The organism is Streptomyces sp. NPDC059002 (assembly GCF_042740435.1).
Lineage (GTDB): Bacteria > Actinomycetota > Actinomycetes > Streptomycetales > Streptomycetaceae > Streptomyces.
Window position 1 is genome coordinate 28,403 of record NZ_JBHYJI010000012.1, and the last position, 19,994, is coordinate 48,396.

The 19,994-nt window shown below is 72.6% G+C and carries 16 protein-coding genes and 1 pseudogene; 8 read left to right on the plus strand and 9 right to left on the minus strand.

The window, feature by feature from the left end; translation table 11 throughout:
• Positions 1 to 58: 58 nt before the first annotated feature.
• The gene (nadE, locus tag ACFWZ2_RS13740; protein WP_384545276.1) at positions 59 to 898 is read left to right on the plus strand and encodes an ammonia-dependent NAD(+) synthetase; all 840 of its coding nucleotides are present in this window, start codon (positions 59 to 61) and stop codon (positions 896 to 898) included.
• On the opposite strand, the pseudogene ACFWZ2_RS13745 reads toward nadE, so the two are convergent.
• Both ACFWZ2_RS13745 and ACFWZ2_RS13750 read right to left on the minus strand, forming a co-directional pair.
• Positions 852 to 1,421: pseudogene (locus tag ACFWZ2_RS13745) on the minus strand (GntR family transcriptional regulator); the annotation flags it as partial. The gene nadE and the pseudogene ACFWZ2_RS13745 overlap by 47 nt on opposite strands.
• Before the next feature lie 148 nt (positions 1,422 to 1,569).
• The gene (locus tag ACFWZ2_RS13750; protein ID WP_384545277.1) at positions 1,570 to 2,655 is read right to left on the minus strand and encodes a DUF5937 family protein; all 1,086 of its coding nucleotides are present in this window, start codon (positions 2,653 to 2,655) and stop codon (positions 1,570 to 1,572) included.
• Between the two features lie 99 nt (positions 2,656 to 2,754).
• Here ACFWZ2_RS13750 and ACFWZ2_RS13755 point away from each other — a divergent pair, with 99 nt between their 5' ends.
• Positions 2,755 to 3,945, plus strand: coding sequence for an MFS transporter (locus ACFWZ2_RS13755; RefSeq protein WP_384545278.1), 1,191 nt, complete (start codon positions 2,755 to 2,757; stop codon positions 3,943 to 3,945).
• Between the two features lie 36 nt (positions 3,946 to 3,981).
• Here the strand turns inward: ACFWZ2_RS13755 and ACFWZ2_RS13760 are convergent, their stop codons facing one another.
• The 6 genes from ACFWZ2_RS13760 to ACFWZ2_RS13785 form a co-directional block, all read right to left on the minus strand.
• Complete coding sequence (locus ACFWZ2_RS13760; protein ID WP_384545279.1) at positions 3,982 to 4,710, minus strand: class I SAM-dependent methyltransferase; 729 nt, start codon at positions 4,708 to 4,710, stop codon at positions 3,982 to 3,984.
• Positions 4,711 to 4,864: 154 nt separating this feature from the next.
• On the minus strand, positions 4,865 to 7,306 hold the full coding sequence (locus ACFWZ2_RS13765; RefSeq protein WP_384545280.1) for a SpoIIE family protein phosphatase: 2,442 nt from the start codon (positions 7,304 to 7,306) through the stop codon (positions 4,865 to 4,867).
• A gap of 163 nt (positions 7,307 to 7,469) precedes the next feature.
• Complete coding sequence (locus tag ACFWZ2_RS13770) at positions 7,470 to 9,908, minus strand: MFS transporter (RefSeq protein ID WP_384545281.1); 2,439 nt, start codon at positions 9,906 to 9,908, stop codon at positions 7,470 to 7,472.
• Between the two features lie 203 nt (positions 9,909 to 10,111).
• Entirely contained in the window at positions 10,112 to 10,555 is a 444-nt protein-coding gene (locus ACFWZ2_RS13775; RefSeq protein WP_384545282.1) for an SRPBCC family protein, read from the minus strand.
• Between the two features lie 99 nt (positions 10,556 to 10,654).
• Positions 10,655 to 11,902, minus strand: coding sequence for an SLC13 family permease (locus ACFWZ2_RS13780; RefSeq protein WP_384545283.1), 1,248 nt, complete (start codon positions 11,900 to 11,902; stop codon positions 10,655 to 10,657).
• 171 nt (positions 11,903 to 12,073) lie between these two features.
• On the minus strand, positions 12,074 to 12,262 hold the full coding sequence (locus tag ACFWZ2_RS13785) for an antitoxin (protein ID WP_384545284.1): 189 nt from the start codon (positions 12,260 to 12,262) through the stop codon (positions 12,074 to 12,076).
• A 134-nt stretch (positions 12,263 to 12,396) separates the two neighbouring features.
• Here ACFWZ2_RS13785 and ACFWZ2_RS13790 point away from each other — a divergent pair, with 134 nt between their 5' ends.
• The 4 genes from ACFWZ2_RS13790 to ACFWZ2_RS13805 all read left to right on the plus strand — a co-directional run bounded on the left by ACFWZ2_RS13790 (position 12,397) and on the right by ACFWZ2_RS13805 (position 16,153).
• Entirely contained in the window at positions 12,397 to 13,431 is a 1,035-nt protein-coding gene (locus tag ACFWZ2_RS13790) for an Rv2578c family radical SAM protein (protein ID WP_384545285.1), read from the plus strand.
• Between the two features lie 158 nt (positions 13,432 to 13,589).
• A complete protein-coding gene (locus ACFWZ2_RS13795) occupies positions 13,590 to 15,194 on the plus strand; it encodes an alpha/beta hydrolase (RefSeq protein ID WP_384545286.1) in 1,605 nt (534 codons plus the stop codon).
• Positions 15,191 to 15,589 carry a RidA family protein gene (locus tag ACFWZ2_RS13800; protein ID WP_384545287.1) on the plus strand — a complete coding sequence of 133 codons (399 nt, stop codon included), beginning with the start codon at positions 15,191 to 15,193 and terminating at the stop codon, positions 15,587 to 15,589. The genes ACFWZ2_RS13795 and ACFWZ2_RS13800 overlap by 4 nt, the downstream gene beginning before the upstream one ends.
• Before the next feature lie 9 nt (positions 15,590 to 15,598).
• Complete coding sequence (locus ACFWZ2_RS13805) at positions 15,599 to 16,153, plus strand: GNAT family N-acetyltransferase (RefSeq protein ID WP_384545288.1); 555 nt, start codon at positions 15,599 to 15,601, stop codon at positions 16,151 to 16,153.
• Positions 16,154 to 16,221: 68 nt separating this feature from the next.
• On the opposite strand, the gene ACFWZ2_RS13810 is transcribed toward ACFWZ2_RS13805, so the two are convergent.
• The gene (locus tag ACFWZ2_RS13810) at positions 16,222 to 16,791 is read right to left on the minus strand and encodes an adenylosuccinate lyase (protein ID WP_384545289.1); all 570 of its coding nucleotides are present in this window, start codon (positions 16,789 to 16,791) and stop codon (positions 16,222 to 16,224) included.
• A 369-nt stretch (positions 16,792 to 17,160) separates the two neighbouring features.
• Here ACFWZ2_RS13810 and ACFWZ2_RS13815 point away from each other — a divergent pair, with 369 nt between their 5' ends.
• Both ACFWZ2_RS13815 and ACFWZ2_RS13820 read left to right on the plus strand, forming a co-directional pair.
• Positions 17,161 to 18,942 carry a 3-hydroxyacyl-CoA dehydrogenase family protein gene (locus ACFWZ2_RS13815; RefSeq protein ID WP_384545290.1) on the plus strand — a complete coding sequence of 594 codons (1,782 nt, stop codon included), beginning with the start codon at positions 17,161 to 17,163 and terminating at the stop codon, positions 18,940 to 18,942.
• Between the two features lie 112 nt (positions 18,943 to 19,054).
• Positions 19,055 to 19,864 carry a TetR family transcriptional regulator gene (locus ACFWZ2_RS13820; protein WP_384545291.1) on the plus strand — a complete coding sequence of 270 codons (810 nt, stop codon included), beginning with the start codon at positions 19,055 to 19,057 and terminating at the stop codon, positions 19,862 to 19,864.
• Positions 19,865 to 19,994: the final 130 nt, after the last annotated feature.

Genomic DNA, 19,994 nt, shown 5'->3' on the forward strand with positions numbered 1-19,994 from the left:
TCGCGCGCCGCATAGAGTCGGGAGTGCTCACCATCACGACCGACCACGAGGAGCAGCCGTGACCGACCCGGCGTCCACCGACCTGCAGCAGGAGATCGCCCGGGATCTCCAGGTGTCCGCGAGCTTCGACCCGCAGCGGGAGATCGAGCGGCGGGTCGCCTTCCTCGCCGAGCGGCTGACCTCGACGGGGCTGCGGTCGCTGGTGCTCGGCATCAGCGGCGGGGTGGACTCCACGACCGCGGGGCGGCTGTGCCAGCTCGCGGTGGAGCGGGCCCGCACGGCAGGGCACGACGCCACCTTCTACGCGATGCGGCTGCCCTACGGCGTCCAGGCCGACGAGAAGGACGCCCAGCTCGCCCTGGACTTCATCGCGGCCGACCGGGTCCTGACCGTGGACGTGAAGTCCGCGAGCGACGCCGCGCTGGATGCCGCGCTGGCCGGCGGGGTGACCTTCAGGGACGCCCACCACCAGGACTTCGTGCAGGGCAACATCAAGGCCCGGCAGCGGATGATCGCGCAGTACGCGGTCGCGGGCGCGCAGGACGGCCTGGTCGTGGGCACCGACCACGCGGCGGAGGCGGTGTCGGGGTTCTTCACGAAGTTCGGCGACGGCGCGGCCGACGTCGTACCGCTGACGGGGCTCACCAAGCGCCGGGTGCGCGCGGTCGGCGAGGCGCTCGGCGCCCCGGCCGAGCTGGTGTGGAAGACGCCGACGGCCGACCTGGAGACGCTGGACCCGGGCAAGCCGGACGAGGACGCGCTCGGCGTGACGTACGACGAGATCGACGACTTCCTGGAGGGCAAGCCGGTGAGCGAGCCGGCCTTCCAGGCGATCGTGCGCCGCTACCGCCTCACCGAGCACAAGCGGCAGCTGCCGATCGCGCCGCAGGACCAGTGAGGCCCTCCTCGGCGGGAAAGGCGCGCCGCACGAACGACGCGATGTGGCGGTGCAGTGCGTCGGCGGCGCCGTCCGCGTCCCCGGCGAGGGCGAACCGCAGGATCTCCCGGTGCTCGGCGGCCTCGCGGTGCCACGAGGGGTCGGCCGCCCAGGCGACGGCGGAGACGAGCGCGGCCTGGTCCCGCACCTAGTCGAGGAGGCGGCCGAGGAGCGGGTTGCCGCAGGCGGAGGAGAGCGTGCGGTGGAACTCCCGGTTGGCCAGGGAGCGTTCGGCGGCGTCCTCGGCGGCGTCGGCCCGCTCCAGCGCGTCGCGCGCGGCGTCGAGCGCCGCGCCGCGCCGGACGGTGCGGCGCAGCGCCTCGGGCTCCAGGAGCAGCCGTACGTCGTAGACCTCGCGTGCCATGGCCGCGTCCACGGTGCGCACCGCGGCGCCCTTGTACTGGCTCATCGCGACGAGCCCGGTGCCCGCCAGGGTCTTGAGGGCTTCGCGCACGGGTGTCTTGGAGACCCCGAACTCACCGGCGGCACCCTCGGGTCTCACGTAGCGCGTATCAGGCATCGCGTATCACGTATCGCGTCTCATATATGACGTACGAAGTACGACGCGTAGAAGCTAGAAGGGTGCCCCGGCTGCGTCAACGCTTCCGACAGAACTCGTCCGCGCCCACCGGTCAGCGCAGCACCGCCGCCAGCAAGTCGGTGCCCAGCACGGTCAGTTCGGGCAGATTGAGGCTGTACCGGACGTAACGGCCGTGCCGCTCGGGCGTGAGCAGGCCCGCGCGGCGCAGGACCGCGAGATGGCGGGAGACCTCAGGGGGCGAGAGCTCCCAGGTGTGGGCCAGCTCCCTGGTGGTGTGCGGGCCACGGGCCAGGGTGCGCAGGAGACGCAGCCGTACGGGATGGGTGAGGGCCTCGAGGCGCAGCGTGACCGTCTCCAGCGGCACCGGCTCGGCCGGGCCGGGCTCGGCCACCGGGTACTGCACCACCGGCTGCCACCCCGGCGCGTGGACCGCCACCAGGTGCGGGCGGCCGAAGACGCTGGGGATGAAGGTGACCCCGGTGCCGTGGGCCGAGGTCGCCTTGTCCTGCAGCTTGTCCACGACGATGAAGTCGCCGTCCGGTGCCAGGGTGACCGCGCCGGAGACCGACGCGAGGGCCGCCCCGATGCCCTGGCGCCTCAACAGGTCGTTCTTCAGGCGCAGATCGGTGGCGAGCTGCACGGCGACACCCGTCCAGGCGGCGTCGAAGAAGGCGTCGGCGCACTGTTCGAGGGTGTGGCGCACCCGTGCCCGCACCGTGGCCGGGTCCGCGAGCAGCCGTTCCGCGAAGGCCTCCTGCCGTGCGCCGCGGGCCTGCGCCAGGTCGAGGGCCCGCTCGCGCGCGTGCGTGTCGGTGAGCGGCGACGGCGCGCCGAGGCGGAGCCGGCTGCCGCCGCAGGTGGTGACGAGCGCGGCGGTCACATACGTCTCGTCGTCGATCCGGTCCACGTCGTCCAGCTCTTCGGCGAGCGTGGCCCTGGGCCGGGCGGGGAGCAGGAAGTCGGCCTGCGAGGAGCGCCAGAGGAACTCCGACTCCCCCAGCCGCTCGGCCAGTTCGGGCCGCAGCCCGGCCCGGACGTCCCCGACCCAGTCGGCGCACTGCGGATGGTGTCCCGGCTCGGCCAGCACATGCAGCATCGCGGTCAGCTCGGCCAGCGGGGACGCGGCGAACCGCAGCCGCTCGGGCGGCAGGCCACTGATGTCGATGCGCAGCGTCATCCCTCCATCTTCTCCGGCCGGTCGGTGCCCGATGTCGTCGATTGACGGTGTCCGTCAATCGACGCGGGCCGTGCGGCCGGCGCGCGCACCGTTTCCGGCATGGCAACCACCACCAAGATCGAGCCCCGCGCCCTCGTCCGGGCGTCCGGCGGCCCCCGCTATGCCGTCGCCCTGGCCGTGGACGCGCTCGGCACCGGCCTGCTGCGGCCCTTCCTGCTGCTGTACGGAGTGACGGTCCTCAAGCTGTCCGCCCCGGCCACCGGCATCGCCATGACGGCCGGCATCGTCGCGGGCCTGGTGTGCATGCCCGCGGTGGGCCGCTGGCTCGACCGGGGCGCACGCAGCACGGTCGTGGCGGCGTCGATGCTGGTGCGGGTGCTCGGTGTGGCGCTGCTGCTCGCCACGCCGACGGGCGACATCCGCCTGTTCACCGCGGCGGTGCTCTTCCAGGGCATCGGCAACCAGGCCTGGCCCGCCGCCCACGCGGCCGTCGTGGCCACGGTCTCCCACGGCCGGGAACGCGACGCCGCCCTCGCGGGAGGCCGCGCCCTGCGCAACGCGAGCCTGGGCGTGGGCGCGCTCCTCGCCACCGCGTGCCTGGCGGGCGGCGCCACCGCGCTGCAGGCGCTGGCCGCCGTCACCGGGCTCGCCTATCTCGCCGCGGCGGCCCTCGCGTGGTCGGTCCGGCTGCGCGCGCGTGCGGCCACCACCCCCGCCGACGACCCGGGCGACACGGAACCCGCGCCCCGCATGCGCGCGCTCCTCGCCGCCAACGTGATCTACGTCTTCTGCCTCAACATCCCCGAAATCGCGCTCCCGTTGATCCTGGTGACACAGCTGGACGCCTCTCCGGTGTGGTCGGCGGCCATCTTCGTGGCCAACACGGTGCTCGTGGTCGCCCTCCAGGTGCCGGTCACGGTCTCGCTGTCCCGCTTCCCCCGGCGGACCGTGCTCGCCCTCGCCGGGGTGGTCCTCGCCGTGTCCTATCTCGGCTTCCTCGCGGCCACTTCGCTGGGGCACGGCTGGGGCGCCCCCGCCGTCGCCGCGGTGTCCGTGGTGTGCACGATCGGCGAGATCATCTATGCGGGCAGCGCCACCGCGCTCGTCACCGCCCTCGCCCCGGCCCATGTCCTGGGCCGTACCCTCGCCCGCTTCCAGCTCTCCACGGGCTTCGGCCTCGCCGTGTCGCCCGCGGTCATCACCGCTCTCGCCCCGCACGGCCCGGCCGCCCTGTGGGGCAGCCTCACCGCGGCGACGCTCCTGTCCGCCTCGGCGGTCGCCGCGGGGTGACGGCCCGCTCCACCGCCCGGGCCTCGTGCATGCGGCTCAGGACGGTCCGCGGCCCAGCACCAGCCACCTCGACGGCAGCTCGATGCGCGTGCCGTCCGGCGTGAACTCGGTGGTGATCAGCGGGAGTTTCCCCTCGGCGAGGACGGTCAGGCCCGCCGCCGCGACGTACTCCCGCACCGCGTCGTCGACAACCTCGGCCGGTGCGAGGCCGTGCGCGAAGACCGGTGCGAGCTTCGGCGGCGGGCCGTCGGGGCTCTGCGCCAGGCCCATCAGGATCGGCTTGGCCGCCTCGGACAGTTCGACGACGAAGGCTCTGCCGCGCTCCCCCACCAGCGTCGCGATGCCGTCGACCAGCGCCTGCCGGTCGTCCGGCTCGCACTGGTGCAGGACGCCCCGCATATAGACGTTCACGTCGCCGACCTCCGCGTGCAGCTGCTGCGCCTCGCCCTTCTCGACCGCGTCGAGCTGCCGGAAGTCGGCCTGGCCCGCCGGGTCCGCGCGCCGGGCGTGGTCGATGGCGGCCGCCGACAGGTCGATGCCGAGGACCCGCGGGAAGCGGTCGGCGAGGAAGCGGGTCTGGGTGCCGTTGCCGCAGCCCACATCGACGACGGGCAGGCCGACGGCGGCCACGTGCGGTTCGAAGAGGGCGAGATGCAGTCCCACGGTGAGGGCGGGCTCGGCGTCCCAGAAGACGGCGCCCTCCTCCTCGGACGCGTCGCGCCAGAACGCCTCCCAAGCCTCCCGGTACCTACTCGTGACGCTCATGCCCAGCTCCCCAGGGTGCGACGAGAGCCGCCGAAGCAGGCGGCGAGATCGGTCTACCGCGCCCGGGGCACGTGGACAAGCCACCCGCGCAATCCTTCACGGCCCGTTCGACCCGCTCCCCCGGGCGCGCGCCGTGCGCGCCCGCCCCGCACGGCTACCGGCGGGGCAGGGCCAGTTCGCACCAGACGGTCTTCCCCGCGTTCGTACGGCTCGTGCCCCACTCCTTGGCGAGTGCGCTGACGACCCGCAGGCCGCGCCCGAACTCGTCGCCGCCGCCCGCGCTCAGGAGCGTCGGCAGCGTGTGGTCGTCGTCCTCGACCTCGCACATCAGCGCCCCCGACCTGACGAGGCGCAGCCCGAGCCGCGTACTGCTGGAATGGCGTACGGCATTGGTGACCAGCTCGCTGACGAGCAGCTCGACGGTGTCGCCCAGGGCGCTCAGGGACCAGGCCTCCAGCTGCTCGCGGACCAGTTCGCGGGCCCTGCTCACCTCGCTGGGGTCGGTGGCGAGCCGCCAGTGCGCGACGTCGTGGGCCGCGATGCCGTTGAGCCGGGCCATCAGGAGCGCCACGTCGTCCTTGCGCCCGCCGCGGGTGTTGAGCGCCCGGATGATCGTGTCGCAGGCGTCGTCCATGGACGCGGCGGGGTGCGCGGCGGACTCGGTGAGCGTGGCGAGGCCGACGCCGATGTCCTCGCCGCGGACCTCGACGAGTCCGTCGGTGCACATCAGCAGGCGGTCGCCGGGCGCGACCGGCAGCCGTACGGACTCGAAGGGCACGCCGCCCACGCCTATGGGCGCGCCCGTCGGCAGGTCGAGGAGTTCGCTGCGGCCGTCGACGGCGCGCACCAGGACGGGCGGGATGTGTCCGGCGTTGGCGAGGCTCAGCTCGCCCGCGATCGGGTCGTAGACCGCGTACAGACAGGTCGCGAGATAGTGCTCGCCGAGCCGCTGGGCGAGGTCGTCGAGGTTGCGCAGGAGCTGCTCGGGCGGCAGGTCGAGGGCGGCCATCGTCTGCACGGCGGTCCGCAACTGGCCCATCATCGCGGCCGAGTTCAGGCCGTGGCCCATCACGTCGCCGACGACCAGCGCGGTCCTCGATCCCGGCAGCTTCACGGAGTCGAACCAGTCGCCGCCGACCCGGCCGAGCAGGGTGCCCGGCAGATAGCGGGTCGCGATGTCGCAGCCGGGCATGCGGGGCTCGATGTGCGGCAGCATGCTGTCCTGGAGGGTGTCGGCGACGCTCTCCTGGTACGTGTACATGCGGGCGTTGTCGAGCACGAGGCCCGCGCGGGCGGCCAGTTCGGCGCCGGTGACGCGGTCCATGTCGTTGAAGACGGGCCGCTCCTGGTGACGGAGCAGGATCATGAAGCCGAGCACCACATTGCGCGCCTTGAGCGGTACGACGAGCATCGAGCGGTGGTTGATCAGCGGGCGGATGTCGCGCTTCTCGAACTGGGAGGCGATGGCATTGCCCATCTCCTCGGTGATGCGCGGCACGAGCACCGGGTCGCCCGACGTCATGCACTGGAAGAACGGCGTGTGCGCGGGGAACGGCATGGACTCGCCGACCGGCACGACGTCGTCCCAGCGGCCCGGCTCGTCCGTGTGCTCCACGGCGACCCGGTGCCACATCGTGGTCTCGTCCGGCGGCCCGTCGGGGAACCCCTCGCCCGCGACGACCTGTTCACGCAGATAGGTGCCCGCGACATCCGTGAAGCGCGGCACGACGGCCTTGCTGACCTCCACGATCGTCCGCGACAGATCGAGCGAGGAGCCGATGCGCCCGCTGACCTCGTTGAGGAACTCCAGACGCTCGCGGACGGCGGCGTACTCCAGGTCCTCGCCCTCGTCGTCGGCCGGGTCCGCGGCGGCGGGCAGCCCGTGCGCCGCGGCCCGCTCGGCACGCTCCCTGCGCTCCTTGCGCTCGGCGCGCCGGGCCACGCCCCAGTCGGGGGTGACGGGCACCCGGTCGTGCTGGCTGAACTCCAGGACGGGATAGCCCAGTTCGAGGACCTGCGCGACGATGCGGGAACTCTCGCCGACGCTCATGCTGGGCAGGATCTCGGGCAGCCGGTCCGCCAGCTCCTCCGCGCCGGGGAAGTCCGTGTGCAGGGCGAACCCGGGGGCGATGCGCTCGGTCTGGGCGCCCCGCCCGTCCCGGTCGCCACCGGCCCCGGTCAGCGCCGCGGCGTCGGCGGCGAGCACGAGCAGCCGCTCGGGCCCCGGGCCGACCAGCGGATACGCCCACCACAGCACGTCCAGGCGGCGGTCCGGACCGCTCCCCGGTTCGCTGAGCCGGGCGCGCCCCGCCGCCGGGTAGGAGATGCGCCCGTCGAGGGAGGTCTCCAGGTCGGGGCCGAGTCCGTCGTACGCGCCGTAGAGCGCGGGGCCCTCGGGGATCGCGCCGTGCACGGGCAGCAGGTCGCCGACGGGGCGCCCGACGGCGTCCTCCTTGGTGTACCCGAACAGGCGCCGTGCACCGGTGCTCCAGTGGGAGACGAGGCCGCCGCCGTCGACGACGACCACGGCCAGGGGGATGCGTCCGGCCATGGCACGTTGCGCCACCGGCCCGCTGCGCGGAGTGCCTTCTTCCATGGCCCTTGCCCCTTCCCGTGGCAGCGCAAGATCTGAGCCGCCACCAACCACCGTACGACCGGGGCAGGTTGCCGTGCGGCGCAATACGCGAATTCGCCGCGGGCAGAGCCTCCGGCGCACGCCCCCCGCGGCAGGCCCGCGAGCCACGGCGGCCCCGCCTCGCTCAGTCCTCGTGCCCCAGCTGGAGATCCCGCTCGGTACGCCCGCCGCCCGCGACCTGGAGGACCGTGGCGACCGGCGGGTAGCCCGCCGCGATGACGGTGTACTCGCCGGACGACAGGTCGACGAAGCGGAAGGTGCCGTCCGCCCCGGTGGTCAGGGTGTCGACGACATTGCCCGCCGCGTCGAGCAGCGTCACGCGCGCGTCCTCCACGGGCCGCCCGCCGCTGGCCCGCACGGTGCCGCGCAGCACGGCACCGCCCGCAAGCTCGACGTCCTGCCGGGTCTCGCGCGACGCCTGCACGGTGACGGGCAGCGCGGCCGGGCGGAAGGCCGGGGCGCTCGCCGCGAGGGTGTACTCGCCCGCCACCAACTCCGTGATCACATAGCCGCCTTCGCGCCCGCTGCGGGTGGTGGCGACGACCTCCCCCCGGACGTCGGTGAGGGTGACGGCGGCGTCCCTGACGGGCGTTCCGTCGGCGGTGACGACGGTGCCCGCGAGGCGGCCCGCGCCGCCGAGGACCACGTCGAGATCGACGGGGCGCTCGCCGACGGTGACGGTGACGGCCTGCGGCTGGTGCCCGCCGGCGGCCGCGATCAGCACGAACGAGCCCGATCCGGGCGTCGACAGGGCGTACCGCCCGTCCTCGCCGCTCGCGCCGCGGCCGATCTGCTGCCCGGCGACGTCGATGAGGGTGAGGGCCGCGCGGGGCACCACGGTGCCGTCGGGGTGCTGCACGGTGCCGCACACCGGGACCCCGGCGGCATACGTCGTCGTACGGGCCTGGGGAATGGGCGCGGGTTCCGCGGCGGGCGCGTTGTGGGGAGCGGCGCTGGACAACAGGGGGGTCTCCTTGAGGAAGAAGGCGATCAGCATGCCGAGGACGAGCACCGGCACCAGGTAGAGGAAGATCCGCGGCATCGCGTCGGCGTAGGCCAGGATGTAGCCCTCGCGCAGCGGCGCGGGCAGCCCGTGGACGAGCTGCGGGGTGATGGACTCGGCGTCGGGCAGGGCCGCCCCCGCGTCCGCGGGGATGCGGTCGGCGAGCGCGTCGGTGAGCCGGTCGGCGAAGAGCGTGCCGAAGATCGCGGCGCCCACGCTGCCGCCGATCTGCCGGAAGTAGTTGTTGGCGCTGGTGGCGGTGCCCAGGTCGGCGGGGCGGACCGCGTTCTGCACGGCGAGCACCAGGACCGGCATGACCAGGCCGATGCCGGCGCCGAGCACGGCCATCCAGATGCTGTACTGCAGCCGAGACGTGTCGACTTCGAGGCGCGAGAGCAGCCACATGCCGACGACGGACAGGGCGCCGCCGAGGACCGGGTAGACCTTGTAGCGGCCGGTGTGGCTGATGAGCTGGCCGGAGACGATCGAGGCGCCGACGATGCCGCCCATCATCGGCAGCATCAGGAGTCCGGACTCGGTGGCGCTCGCCCCGTCGACCATCTGAAGGAACGTCGGCAGATAACTGGCCGCTCCGAAGAGGGCGATTCCGATGACCATGCCTACAAGACCGGTGATGTTGAAGACCGGATCACGGAACAGGCGCAGCGGGATGATCGGTTCTGCCGCGAAGCGCTCGGCGACGAGGAACAGCACGCTCGCCACGGCGGCACCGGCGCCGAGCCCCAGGATGACGCGGTCGTCCCACGCGTACTTCGTGCCGCCCCAACTGGTGAGCAGCACCAGGCAGGTGGAGGCGGCGGCGAGCAGCAGGGCGCCCAGGACGTCGAGCCTGCCCCGAGCCGCGGGCTTGGGCAGTTTGAGGACCAGGGTGACGACGACCAGCGTCACCAGGCCGAAGGGCACGTTGAAGTAGAAGCACCAGCGCCAGGACGCGTGGTCGGTGAAGAAGCCGCCGAGCAGCGGTCCCGCGACGGAGGCGAGGCCGAAGGCGGCGCCGATGAGGCCCATGTAGCGGCCGCGCTGCCGGGGCGGCACGATGTCGGCGATGATCGCCTGCACGCCGATCATGAGGCCGCCCGCGCCGACCCCCTGGAGGGCGCGGAAGGCGATGAGCTGGTCCATCGTCCGTGACCAGCCAGCGAGCGCCGAGCCGATGACGAAGATGACGATCGCGAACTGGAAGACGCCCTTGCGTCCGAAGAGGTCGCCGAGCTTGCCGTAGATGGGCAGTCCGACAGTGGAGGTCAGCAGGTACGCGGTGATCGCCCAGGACATCTTGTCCAGGCCGTGCAGCTCGCCGACGATCTTCGGGAGCGCGGTGGCGACGATCATCTGCTCCAGGGCGGCGAGCAGCAGGGCGAGCATCAGCCCGACGAAGACCATCCGGACGCGGCGGGGGCTGAGCCCGTGGGCCGTCGGTCCGGGGGCCGGGGGCGGCGGCAGCTGTGCCGTGCCCCGTTCGGGGGGTGTGTCGTCGGCCGTCCCGACGGCCTCGGCGCCGCCCTGCTCGACGGCCTTCGCCAGCGTCGTCCCGCCCACGTCCTGCTCCCCTCGTCGCGCCTGCGCCGCCCATTTCTCGCATTACGCGACAACTGTGAGCAAGCGCGACGAGTCGCCCTTCGGTGCGGCCGCACGGGCGTATGCGCCGGTCGGAGCCCTACGGCGTACAACGGGACCGAATGGAAAACCACTCGAATCGGTGAGCGGGGCGGCAACCCTGATGGGTCACGCGGGAGTTGGGGCTACTTCTCCACCTCGGCGGCGAGCTTGCCGAGCACGGCGTCGTAGATCCGCCCGAGCCCCTTGGGCGCGAAGGTCTTCTCGAAGAAGCCGCCGATGCCGCCCGCGCCGTTCCACACGCTGGAGACGACCACGCGGGACGTGCCCTCGCCGGCCGGGGTCACGGTCCAGGTGGTGACCATGGAGGAGTTGCGGTCCTTCTCGACCAGTTCGCCGTCGTTGGGCTCGCTGACCTCCAGCAGACAGTCCCTGATCCGCTTGCTGGTGGCCTGCAGCTTCCAGTGGACGAGGGTGCCCTCGCCGTCGCCGCCCTCGCGCACCTCGTACTCGCTGAAGTGCTCGGAAAGGATCTTTCCGCGCGTGCCGTTGTAGTCGGCCAGTGCGTCGAAGACGTCGTCCGGCTGTGCCGCGATGATCCGCTCCGTGGTCGCCTCGACCTGCGCCATTGCACTTCCTCCAGCACTTGTGTTTCTCGGGGGGTTCGCGGAAAGCCAACCACCCTGCGTACCGGCCTCCCAAATCGGGTCCCCCTGCTCCCCGCGCCCTCAGCCCGGCATGAGCCGCAGCGAACCCCACAGCGCGAGGGTCGAGAGGGCCAGCGCCGCGGGGGTGGTGAGCAGCCCCAGGCGGGTGAACTCCTTGAGTTCGACGTGGTGTTCGTGCTGGTGCGCGATGCGCCGCCACAGGAGCGTGGCGAGGGATCCCGCGTAGGTGAGGTTGGGGCCGATGTTCACGCCGATGAGGACGGCGAGCACGGCGCCGGGTCCGGACGGCGCCGCCAGCGGGACCAACGCGAGGACGGCGGGCAGGTTGTTGATCAGATTGGCGAGCAGCGCGGCGAGGGCGGCGGTGCCGAGCAGCGCGGGCAGCGACGAGCCGTCCGGCAGGACCCGGCCGAGCGCGTCGCCGAGGCCGTTGTCGACGACGGCCCTGACGACGACGCCGAGCGCGAGGACGAAGGCCAGGAACGGCAGGGAGGCCGAGCGCAGGATCGCCACCGGAGTCGTACGACGGTGTGCGAGGGCCCGTACGGCGAGGACCGTGGCCCCGGCCGCGGCGGCCCAGGCCGGGTCGATGCCGACGGCCGAGGCGACGGCGAACCCGGCGAGCGTGGCGATGACGGTCACCAGGGCGAACAGCGGCATCTCCGGCGGCTCCGCGGCGTCGGCGCCGTCGGCGGGTGCGTCGAGGTCGGCGGCGAAGTAGCGCAGGAAGACGGCGTATTCGACCGCGATGGCGACCAGCCAGGGCAGCGTCATGAGCAGCGCGAAGCGCGTGAAGCTCAGCCCCGTGGCGGTGAACGCGAGCAGGTTCGTCAGGTTCGACACGGGCAGCAGGAGCGACGCGGTGTTGGACAGGTGGGCGCTGGCGTAGACGTGCGGTCGCGGCCGGGCACCCATGCGCGCGGCCGTGGCGAAGACGACCGGGGTCAGCAGTACCACGGTGGCGTCCAGGCTGAGCGCCGCGGTGATCAGCGAGGCGAGTCCGAAGACGGCGGTGAGCAGTCGGCGCGGACGTCCCGCGGCCCGGCGCGCCATCCAGGTCCCGCAGGCATGGAAGAGCCCTTCGTCGGCGCAGAGCTTGGCGAGCACGAGGACGCCCGCGAGGAAGCCGACCACCGGACCGAGCCGGGCCGCCTCGTCGCGCACGTCGTCGAGCGGGATCGCCCCGCTCAGGATCACGACCCCGGCGGCCGGTACGGCGAAGGCGGCCTCCGGCCAGCGGAAGGGGCGGACCACCGCGCAGACCAGGACCACGGCAAGGGCCGCGAGGGACAGGAACTCGACGAACATGGGGCCGATCATCCATCGTGCCGGCGGGCGGACCTGCGGCGGGCCGCGGGAACGGACGCGCGGCAGGCCGCCACGGGCAGCGGGGCGGACGCGCGGCACGCCGCTACGGACAGCAGGGCGGCGGCGCGATGTCGCGCCGCCGCCCTCGATGCCCGTCCGATGGGCGCCGCGTCACTGCTCGGGCGGCTTGTCCTGGTCGCCGCCCAGCTGATCCTTGAGTTTGTCCTGGGCCGTGTCGACCTGGCTGCTGTATTTGCCCCCGGTCTTGCCGTCGACGAAGTCGCCGGCCTTGTCGATGCCCTTGCCTGCCTGGTCCTCGTGGCCCTTGAGCATCTGCTTGAGCTTGTCCATCACGGACATCGTCGGCCTCCTTGGTTCGAGCCGTCACCTTCAGCATGCGGGCTCGACACGCCCGCCGCATGCGCAGCGGGCACCGTTCCACGATCAAGGGAACATCTGTTCTATTCTGTGGTCAGTGCTACCGAGGAGGCGTCATGCGCTGGGAGAATCTCTCCGACGGGCCGCGTCAGGGCACCACGGACGCCGCGCTGTTCGGCGCGGACGCGGTGACGACCCGGACCTTCGACACCCCGGAGTTCCGGGGGATCACGTTCCACGAGATCCGGGCCAGATCGATCGTGAACCGGGTGCCCGGGGCGTCCCGCATGCCCTTCGAGTGGACGGTCAATCCGTACCGGGGGTGCACGCACGCGTGCGTCTACTGCTTCGCCCGCAAGACCCACAGCTATCTCGACCTGGACACCGGCATCGGCTTCGACAGCCAGATCGTCGTCAAGGTCAACGCCGCCGAGCTGCTGCGCCGCCACCTCGCCTCGCCCCGCTGGCACGGCGACCACATCGCCATGGGCACGAACGTGGACTGCTACCAGCGCGCGGAGGGCCGCTACCGCCTGATGCCGGGGATCATCGAGGCGCTGCGCGACCAGGGCAACCCCTTCTCGATCCTCACCAAGGGCACGCTGATCCTGCGGGACCTCGATCTGCTGCGGCAGGCGGCCGCCGTGACCGACGTCGGCATCTCCGTGTCCGTCGGCTTCACCGACCACGAGCTGTGGCGCACCGTCGAGCCGGGCACGCCCGCTCCGGAGCGCCGCCTCGACGTCGTACGCACCCTGACCGAACACGGCATCGACTGCGGGGTCCTGATGGCGCCGGTCATCCCCTTCCTCGGCGACCACCCCGACCAGCTGCGGGCCACCGTGCGGGCCATCGCCGCGTCCGGGGCGACCTCCGTGACGCCTCTGGTGCTGCATCTGCGGCCGGGGGCCCGCGAGTGGTTCATGGAGTGGGTCGGGCGGCACCATCCGCATCTGGTGCGCCGGTACGAGCGGCTGTACGCGGAGGGCGCCTACGCCCCGAAGTGGTATCAGCGCCGCATCACCCGTCATGTGCACGAACTGGCCGAGGAGTTCGGGATAGGCCCCACGCGCGCGGGAGCGGCACGCCGGATCCGCGTCCCCGAGCAGCCCTCGCCCGTCGCCGGACCCACCCAGCTCACCCTGCTGTGAGCCGCGCGGGGAGCGGACACCACCGCGGCGCCTGAGCACGGCCTTGCCCCTTTCGGGTCATGGCCGAGCTGAACCACCCCTTCCGGACGGGGCTTTCGGGACCATGCGTCGGGGGCCGTGGTGGGCACGGCCGGATCCCGTCGTTCCTGGGAGGCCGGATGAGGAAACGCGCCGTCGCGCTCTGCGCGATCGCCGCAGCGGTGGCAGGGATGGTCGCGGCGGTGCCGCCTTCGGCGAGCGCGTCCGGTCCTCCGTCGACCGCCGCACACACCTCGCTCACCTGGAAGAAGTGCGCCACCAAGGACCATCCGACGCTCCAGTGCGCGTCGTTGGAGGTGCCGCTCGACCACGCAAGGCCGCACGACAGGAAGATCACCCTCGCCCTGTCCCGCGTCCGGCACACGGCGAAGACGTTCCAGGGCCCGCTCCTGGTCAACCCCGGCGGGCCCGGCGGCAGTGGTCTGAGCATGGCCGGGTCGGTCGCCGCCACGCTGCCGAAGAAGGTGGCCGCGCAGTACGACGTCATCGGCTTCGACCCGCGCGGCGTCGGCAGGAGCAGGCCCGCACTGAACTGCCGCCCGGGGCACTTCGCCCCCGTACGGCCCGCGTCCGTCCCCGGCACCCACACTCTGGAGCGCGCCCAGCTCGCCAGGGCGCGGGCGTTCGCGCACGCGTGCTCGGCGAAGTACACGGATCTGCTGCCGTTCATCGACACGGTGAGCACGGCCAAGGACATGGACGCCATCCGCGGCGCACTCGGCACGGAGCGCATCACCTACTTCGGCTACTCGTACGGCACCTACCTGGGCGCCGTCTACGGAAAGCTCTATCCGCACCGCGTGCGCCGCATGGCACTCGACTCCATGGTCGACCCGACGGGCGTCTGGTACGAGGACAACCTCAAGCAGGACTACGCCTTCGACGCCCGCCACAAGGCCCTGATGGCCTGGATCGCCCGGCACGACAAGGCGTACGGACTCGGCAAGGCCCCCGCCGCCGTCGAGGCCGCGTGGTACGCGATGCGGGACGCGCTCGCGAAGAAGCCCGCGGGCAAGAAGGTGGGCCCCGCCGAACTGGAGGACACCTTCCTGCCCGGCGGCTACTTCAACGGCTTCTGGCCGCACCTGGCCGAGGCGTTCGCGGCGTACGCGAAGCACAAGGACACCGGCCCGCTCATCAAGGCGTACGAGAGCTTCGGCGCGGTCGACTCCGCAGGGGAGAACGGCTACAGCGTCTACGCGGCGGTGCAGTGCAGGGACGCGCGGTGGCCGCGCGACTGGGACACCTGGCGCGCCGACAACCGCGCGGTGCACGCGAAGGCGCCGTTCTTCACCTGGAACAACGCCTGGTACAACGCCCCGTGCGCATTCTGGCCGACGCACTCCCTGACCCCGCCCGACGTGTCCAACGCGTCGCTGCCGCCGGTCCTGATGTTCCAGGCGACCGACGACGCGGCCACCCCGTACGACGGAGCCGTCATCCTCCACCGCAAGCTGCACGGCTCCCGCCTCGTGGTCGAGCAGGGCGGCGGCAACCACGGCATCACCCTGAGCGGGAACGCCTGCCTGGACCGGTACTTGGCGGCCTATCTGGCCTCCGGCAAGGTGCCCTCCAGCGGCGGCGAGATCGACGCGGTGTGCGCCGCGACGCCGGAGCCGAAGCCGCTGGGCAAGGGGAAGGGCAGGTCGGGCGGCGGGCACGCGGCCCATGCGGGCGGCGGGCGCGGGGCGTTGTCAGTGCCGTGGTCCACCATGGGGGCATGAACCGACTGACCCGCATCAGCGCCCCCGAAGGCGTCGCCCCCGCCACCGCCTACACCCATGTCGTGATGGGTTCGGGCCGATTCATAGCGGTATCGGGCCAGTTGGCCCTGGACGAGGGCGGCGCCCTGGTCGGCAAGGACGACGCGGCCGCGCAGGCCCGGCAGGTCTTCGAGAACCTGCGGCGCTGCCTCGCCTCGGCGGGCGCCACGTTCGACGACGTCGTGAAGCTGACGTACTTCGTGACGGACATGGCGCACATGTCGGCGGTCCGCGCGGCCCGGGACGCCTTCCTGGACCCCGAGCGCCTCCCGGCGTCCTCGGCGGTGCAGGTGGGGTCGCTGATCGCCCCCGAGTTCCTGATGGAGATCGAGGCGTTCGCGGTGGTGGCCGAATAGGTGCCAGACGTGCCGATACGGGACTCGGACGTGCTGATACGGGCGATGGCCGATGCCGACTGCGCGGCTGTCGCCGAACTGCGCGTCCTCGGCTGGCAGTCGGCGTACGCCGGGCTGATGCCCCGGTCGTTCCTCGACGCGCTCAGCGTCGACGAGGTCACGGCCCGGCTGCGCGAGCGGCTCGCGCGGGCCTCCGGCAGGCCGGCGCGGGGCGGTGCCAGGCGAGTGGACCTGGTCGCCGAGCGCGCGGGGCGCACCGTCGGCTGGACCTCCTTCGGCCCGGCGCGCGACCCCGATGTGCCGCCCGGCGAGGCCGAGTTGTACGCGCTGTACGTGCACCCGGAGCAGCACTCCACGGGCGTGGGCCGGGCGCTGCTCCGTGAGTGCCTGCGGCGCTGCACGGCCGCGGGCCACTCCCGGCTGCGCCTGTGGGTCCTCGGGGTCAACACCCGCGCACGCCGCTTCTGCGAGTGCGCGGGCTTCGTGCGGGATGGCGCCCTCGATCCCCGGACGGCGGGCGACCGGTCCGTGCCCGAGATCCGCTACCACCGCGACCTCACCTGAGCCCGCCCCCTCCGGTCACCGCTGCCGCCGCATCGGCCACTGTCACCGCCGCCGCCCCGGCCGCCTCCTCACTCCGGCAGCCGTGCCAGCGCCGCCGACGCCGCGGCCGCAAGCCGGGGATTCGTCCGCGCCGCCATGAGGACCGGCCTGGCCCGGCCGTCGCCCAGGGCGCCGAGGCCCTCCACGCAGGCGAGCGCGATCTTCCCGTACGGGTCGTGCGGGGCGAGCCGCCGCTGCAGCGTGGTGATCAGCGCGGGCGCCGACTCGGGGGCGCGCAACTCGGTGAGCAGGCGCACCGGGTGGAGGGCGTAGGCGACGCGGAGTTCGTTCGTCGCGAGGGCGGCCGCCGCGCGGGCCGTGCGGGGGTCGCCGAGCCTGGCCAGGGCGTGCGCCGCCGCCGCGCAGCGCGGTGCGTCCCGGTGGTTGAGGAGCAGCACGAGCGACTCGAAGGCCCTGCGGTCACCGGCGACACCGAGCCTGACCGCCGCCAACTCCCGCGCCCACAAGGGCTGTCCCGGCGAGACGAGCACCTCCGCGAGCTCGTCGAGGTCACCGGTGGCGACCAGCCTCTCGTACTCCTTCGAGCCCCCGGCCTCGGCGCGTAAACGTTCCGTCACCGTCCGCAACTCCTCATCCATGGCCGCGAGCCTAACCGGCGATGCCCCATGGCGACTTCCCCCGCGGCGACGTAGATCACAGAGACCGAGGGCTGGCGCGCTCGTTACTCGCCGGTTAATCTCATGTGAGCGGGGCACACTCCCCGTAGCAGTTCCCTTTCTCACGGTGGCCTGGTGACGCAGCCGCCGTGAGTGACTGTCGGTTCGGTACTTCGCGTACCGCAAGCACCACCTTGTACGACGTGGCTCCGGGACAGAGCCGGTCGGCTCCTCACCGGGCGCGCCCTCTTCGCCGCCCGGACACGACACGCACCACTTTCCGCACGCCGTACGGCAGTTGCCGTGTCCGCGTGCGCCCCTCAGTCGTCACTCTCTTCCTGGAGTCCACGCATGGACGCTCCCCTGAACACCGTCGCCGTCATCGGTCTGGGCACGATGGGCACCGGCATCGCCGAGGTCCTGACCCGGGCGGGCCGCGAGGTCATCGGCATCGACATCAGCCAGGCCGCGGCCACCCGCGCGGTGGCGGCCCTGGAGTCCGCCACGGCCCGCGCGGTGCGGCGCGAGCGCCTCACCGAGGAGGAGCGGCACGGCATCCTCGCCCGCTTCCGCACGTTCACCGATCTGCAGGCCGCGGCCGACGCCGATCTGGTGATCGAGGTCGCCCCGGAGTCGTACGAGATCAAGCAGCAGATCGTCCGCGAGCTCGACGCCGTCGTGCGCCCGGAGACGATCATCGCGACCGGCACCAACGCGCTGTCCGTGACCCGGCTCGCCGCCGAATCGGCCCGCCCCGAGCGCGTGTTGGGCCTGCACTTCTTCAACCCGGCGCCCGCGATGAAGCTCGTCGAGGTCGTCTCGTCGGTGCTGACCGCGCCCGCCGCCGTCGCCGCGGTCACCGACCTGGCGTACGCCCTGGGCAAGGAGCCCGTCGCGGTGGGCGACCGGCCCGGTTTCGTCGCCGACGGGCTGCTCTTCGGCTACCTCAACCAGGCGGCCGCGATGTACGAGGCGAAGTACGCGTCCCGCGAGGACATCGACGCCGCGATGAAGCTGGGCTGCGGGCTTCCGATGGGCCCGCTCGCGCTGCTCGACCTGATCGGCGTGGACACCGCCCGCACCGTCCTCGACGCCATGTACGCCGAGTCGCACGACCGTCTGCACGCCCCCGCGCCGATCCTCAAGCAGCTCAGCGAGGCGGGCCTGACGGGACGCAAGTCGGGCCGCGGCTTCTACACGTACGAGGAGCCGGGCAGCACACAGGTGGTGCGCGGCGCACTGACCCCGCTGGAGGACGAGCGGCGCGCCCCGGGCCGGGCCGTCCGCGCGGTCGGCGTCGCGGGCTCGGGCACGATGGCGTCCGGCATCGCCGAGGTCTTCGCCAAGGCGGGCTACGACGTGGTGCTCGCCGCCCGCAGCGAGGAGAAGGCGCAGCTCGCCAAGTCCCGTATCGCCACGTCCCTTTCGCGCTCCGTCGAGAAGGGGCGGCTGACCGCCGAGTCCGCGGCGGAGACCCTGGAGCGGATCACTCCGGCCGATGCGTACGAGGCGTTCGCCGATGTCGATCTGGCTCTTGAGGCCGTCGCCGAGGACCTGGAGGTCAAGCAGCAGCTGTTCGCGACGCTCGACAAGGTCTGCAAGCCGGGCGCGATCCTGGCCACCACGACGTCCTCGCTGCCGGTGGTGGCCTGCGCCCGCGCCACCTCGCGCCCGCGCGACGTGATCGGCATGCACTTCTTCAACCCGGCCCCGGCGATGAAGCTCGTCGAGGTGGTCCGCACCGTGCTGACCGCGGACGACGTGCACGCCACGGTCCGCGAGGTCTGCACGGCGATCCGCAAGCACCCGGTGGACTGCGGCGACCGCGCGGGCTTCATCGTGAACGCGCTGCTCTTCCCGTACCTGAACAACGCGGTGAAGATGGTCCAGGAGCACTACGCCTCGCTCGACGACATCGACGCCGCGATGAAGCTCGGCGGCGGCTATCCCATGGGCCCCTTCGAGCTCCTCGACGTGGTCGGCCTGGACGTCTCGCTCGCCATCGAGAAGGTCCTGCACCATGAGTTCCGCGACCCGGGCCTCGCGCCCGCGCCGCTCCTCGAACACCTGGTGGCCGCGGGCTGCCTCGGCCGCAAGACGGGCCGTGGCTTCCGCGAATATGCCCGGCGCTGAGCCGGCCGAGGGCCGCCTGGGCGCGCGGACGGACTGGGGCGGGCTGCTCGAACCCTCGGGCGGCCCCCTCCCACACGAGCACCGTGCTGCGCATATGCAGTACGTTCGTGGCATGTCCAAGGCCGCCAAGTCCTCACGCAACGCCTCCCCCGACGCTCCGGAGAGCGCCGCGGGCAGCCGTGCCGCCGCCCAACGCCTCAAGATGCGCAGGGAGCTGGCTGCGGCGGCCATGGAGCTCTTCGCGTCCAAGGGGTACGAGGCGACGACGGTCGACGAGATCGCCGCCGCCGCGGGCGTCGCCCGCCGGACCTTCTTCCGGCACTTCCGCTCCAAGGAAGAGGCGATCTTCCCCGACCACGACGACACCCTGATCCGCGCGGAGGCGGTGCTGAACGCGGCGCCGCCGCACGAGCACCCGCTGGACACCGTGTGCCGCGGCATCAAGGAGGTCATGAAGATGTACGCGGCCTCGCCCGCGGTCTCCGTGGAGCGCTACCGCCTGACCCGTGAGGTGCCCACGCTCCGCGAGCGCGAGATCGCCTCCGTGGCCCGCTACGAACGGCTCTTCACGCGCTATCTCCTGGGCCACTTCGACGAGCAGGCGCACCACGACGGCAACGACGATCCGCTGCTCGCCGAGGTCGCCGCCTCCGCGGTCGTCACGGCCCACAACCACGTCCTGCGCCGCTGGCTGCGGGCGGGCGGCCAGGGCGACGTGGAGACCCATCTGGACCACGCGTTCGCGATCGTGCGGCGGACGTTCGGCACGGGCATCGGCGCGGGCCGTGACACCCTGCCCGCCGCGACCCCGGCGACGGTGTCCGCGCAGGGCGAGGTTCTGGTGACGGTGGCCCGCACGGACGCACCGCTGGACGAGGTCATGCGGACCATCGAGAAGGCCCTGCGGGAGCGAGCCTCTTAGTCCGTTTTTCGACCGATTCGTCCTTGGGTTTTGAGGGGGCGCTACCCACCGGTAGCGCCCCCTCTGGCGCGCTCGCACCCCCTCTGACCTGCACTGATCGATCATCGGTCAAAAACTCATGGCACTCAGT

What these genes read in the sequence shown, in the direction of transcription:
- ACFWZ2_RS13765 (WP_384545280.1), bottom strand. Translation starts at nt 7,306, where the DNA reads ATGGAAGAAGGCACTCCGCGCAGCGGGCCGGTGGCGCAACGTGCCATG.
- ACFWZ2_RS13820 (WP_384545291.1), top strand. Translation starts at nt 19,055, where the DNA reads ATGTCCAAGGCCGCCAAGTCCTCACGCAACGCCTCCCCCGACGCTCCG.
- ACFWZ2_RS13775 (WP_384545282.1), bottom strand. Translation starts at nt 10,555, where the DNA reads ATGGCGCAGGTCGAGGCGACCACGGAGCGGATCATCGCGGCACAGCCG.
- ACFWZ2_RS13785 (WP_384545284.1), bottom strand. Translation starts at nt 12,262, where the DNA reads ATGTCCGTGATGGACAAGCTCAAGCAGATGCTCAAGGGCCACGAGGAC.
- ACFWZ2_RS13800 (WP_384545287.1), top strand. Translation starts at nt 15,191, where the DNA reads ATGAACCGACTGACCCGCATCAGCGCCCCCGAAGGCGTCGCCCCCGCC.
- ACFWZ2_RS13795 (WP_384545286.1), top strand. Translation starts at nt 13,590, where the DNA reads ATGAGGAAACGCGCCGTCGCGCTCTGCGCGATCGCCGCAGCGGTGGCA.
- ACFWZ2_RS13760 (WP_384545279.1), bottom strand. Translation starts at nt 4,710, where the DNA reads ATGAGCGTCACGAGTAGGTACCGGGAGGCTTGGGAGGCGTTCTGGCGC.
- ACFWZ2_RS13790 (WP_384545285.1), top strand. Translation starts at nt 12,397, where the DNA reads ATGCGCTGGGAGAATCTCTCCGACGGGCCGCGTCAGGGCACCACGGAC.
- ACFWZ2_RS13750 (WP_384545277.1), bottom strand. Translation starts at nt 2,655, where the DNA reads ATGACGCTGCGCATCGACATCAGTGGCCTGCCGCCCGAGCGGCTGCGG.
- ACFWZ2_RS13810 (WP_384545289.1), bottom strand. Translation starts at nt 16,791, where the DNA reads ATGGATGAGGAGTTGCGGACGGTGACGGAACGTTTACGCGCCGAGGCC.
- ACFWZ2_RS13755 (WP_384545278.1), top strand. Translation starts at nt 2,755, where the DNA reads ATGGCAACCACCACCAAGATCGAGCCCCGCGCCCTCGTCCGGGCGTCC.
- ACFWZ2_RS13780 (WP_384545283.1), bottom strand. Translation starts at nt 11,902, where the DNA reads ATGTTCGTCGAGTTCCTGTCCCTCGCGGCCCTTGCCGTGGTCCTGGTC.
- ACFWZ2_RS13815 (WP_384545290.1), top strand. Translation starts at nt 17,161, where the DNA reads ATGGACGCTCCCCTGAACACCGTCGCCGTCATCGGTCTGGGCACGATG.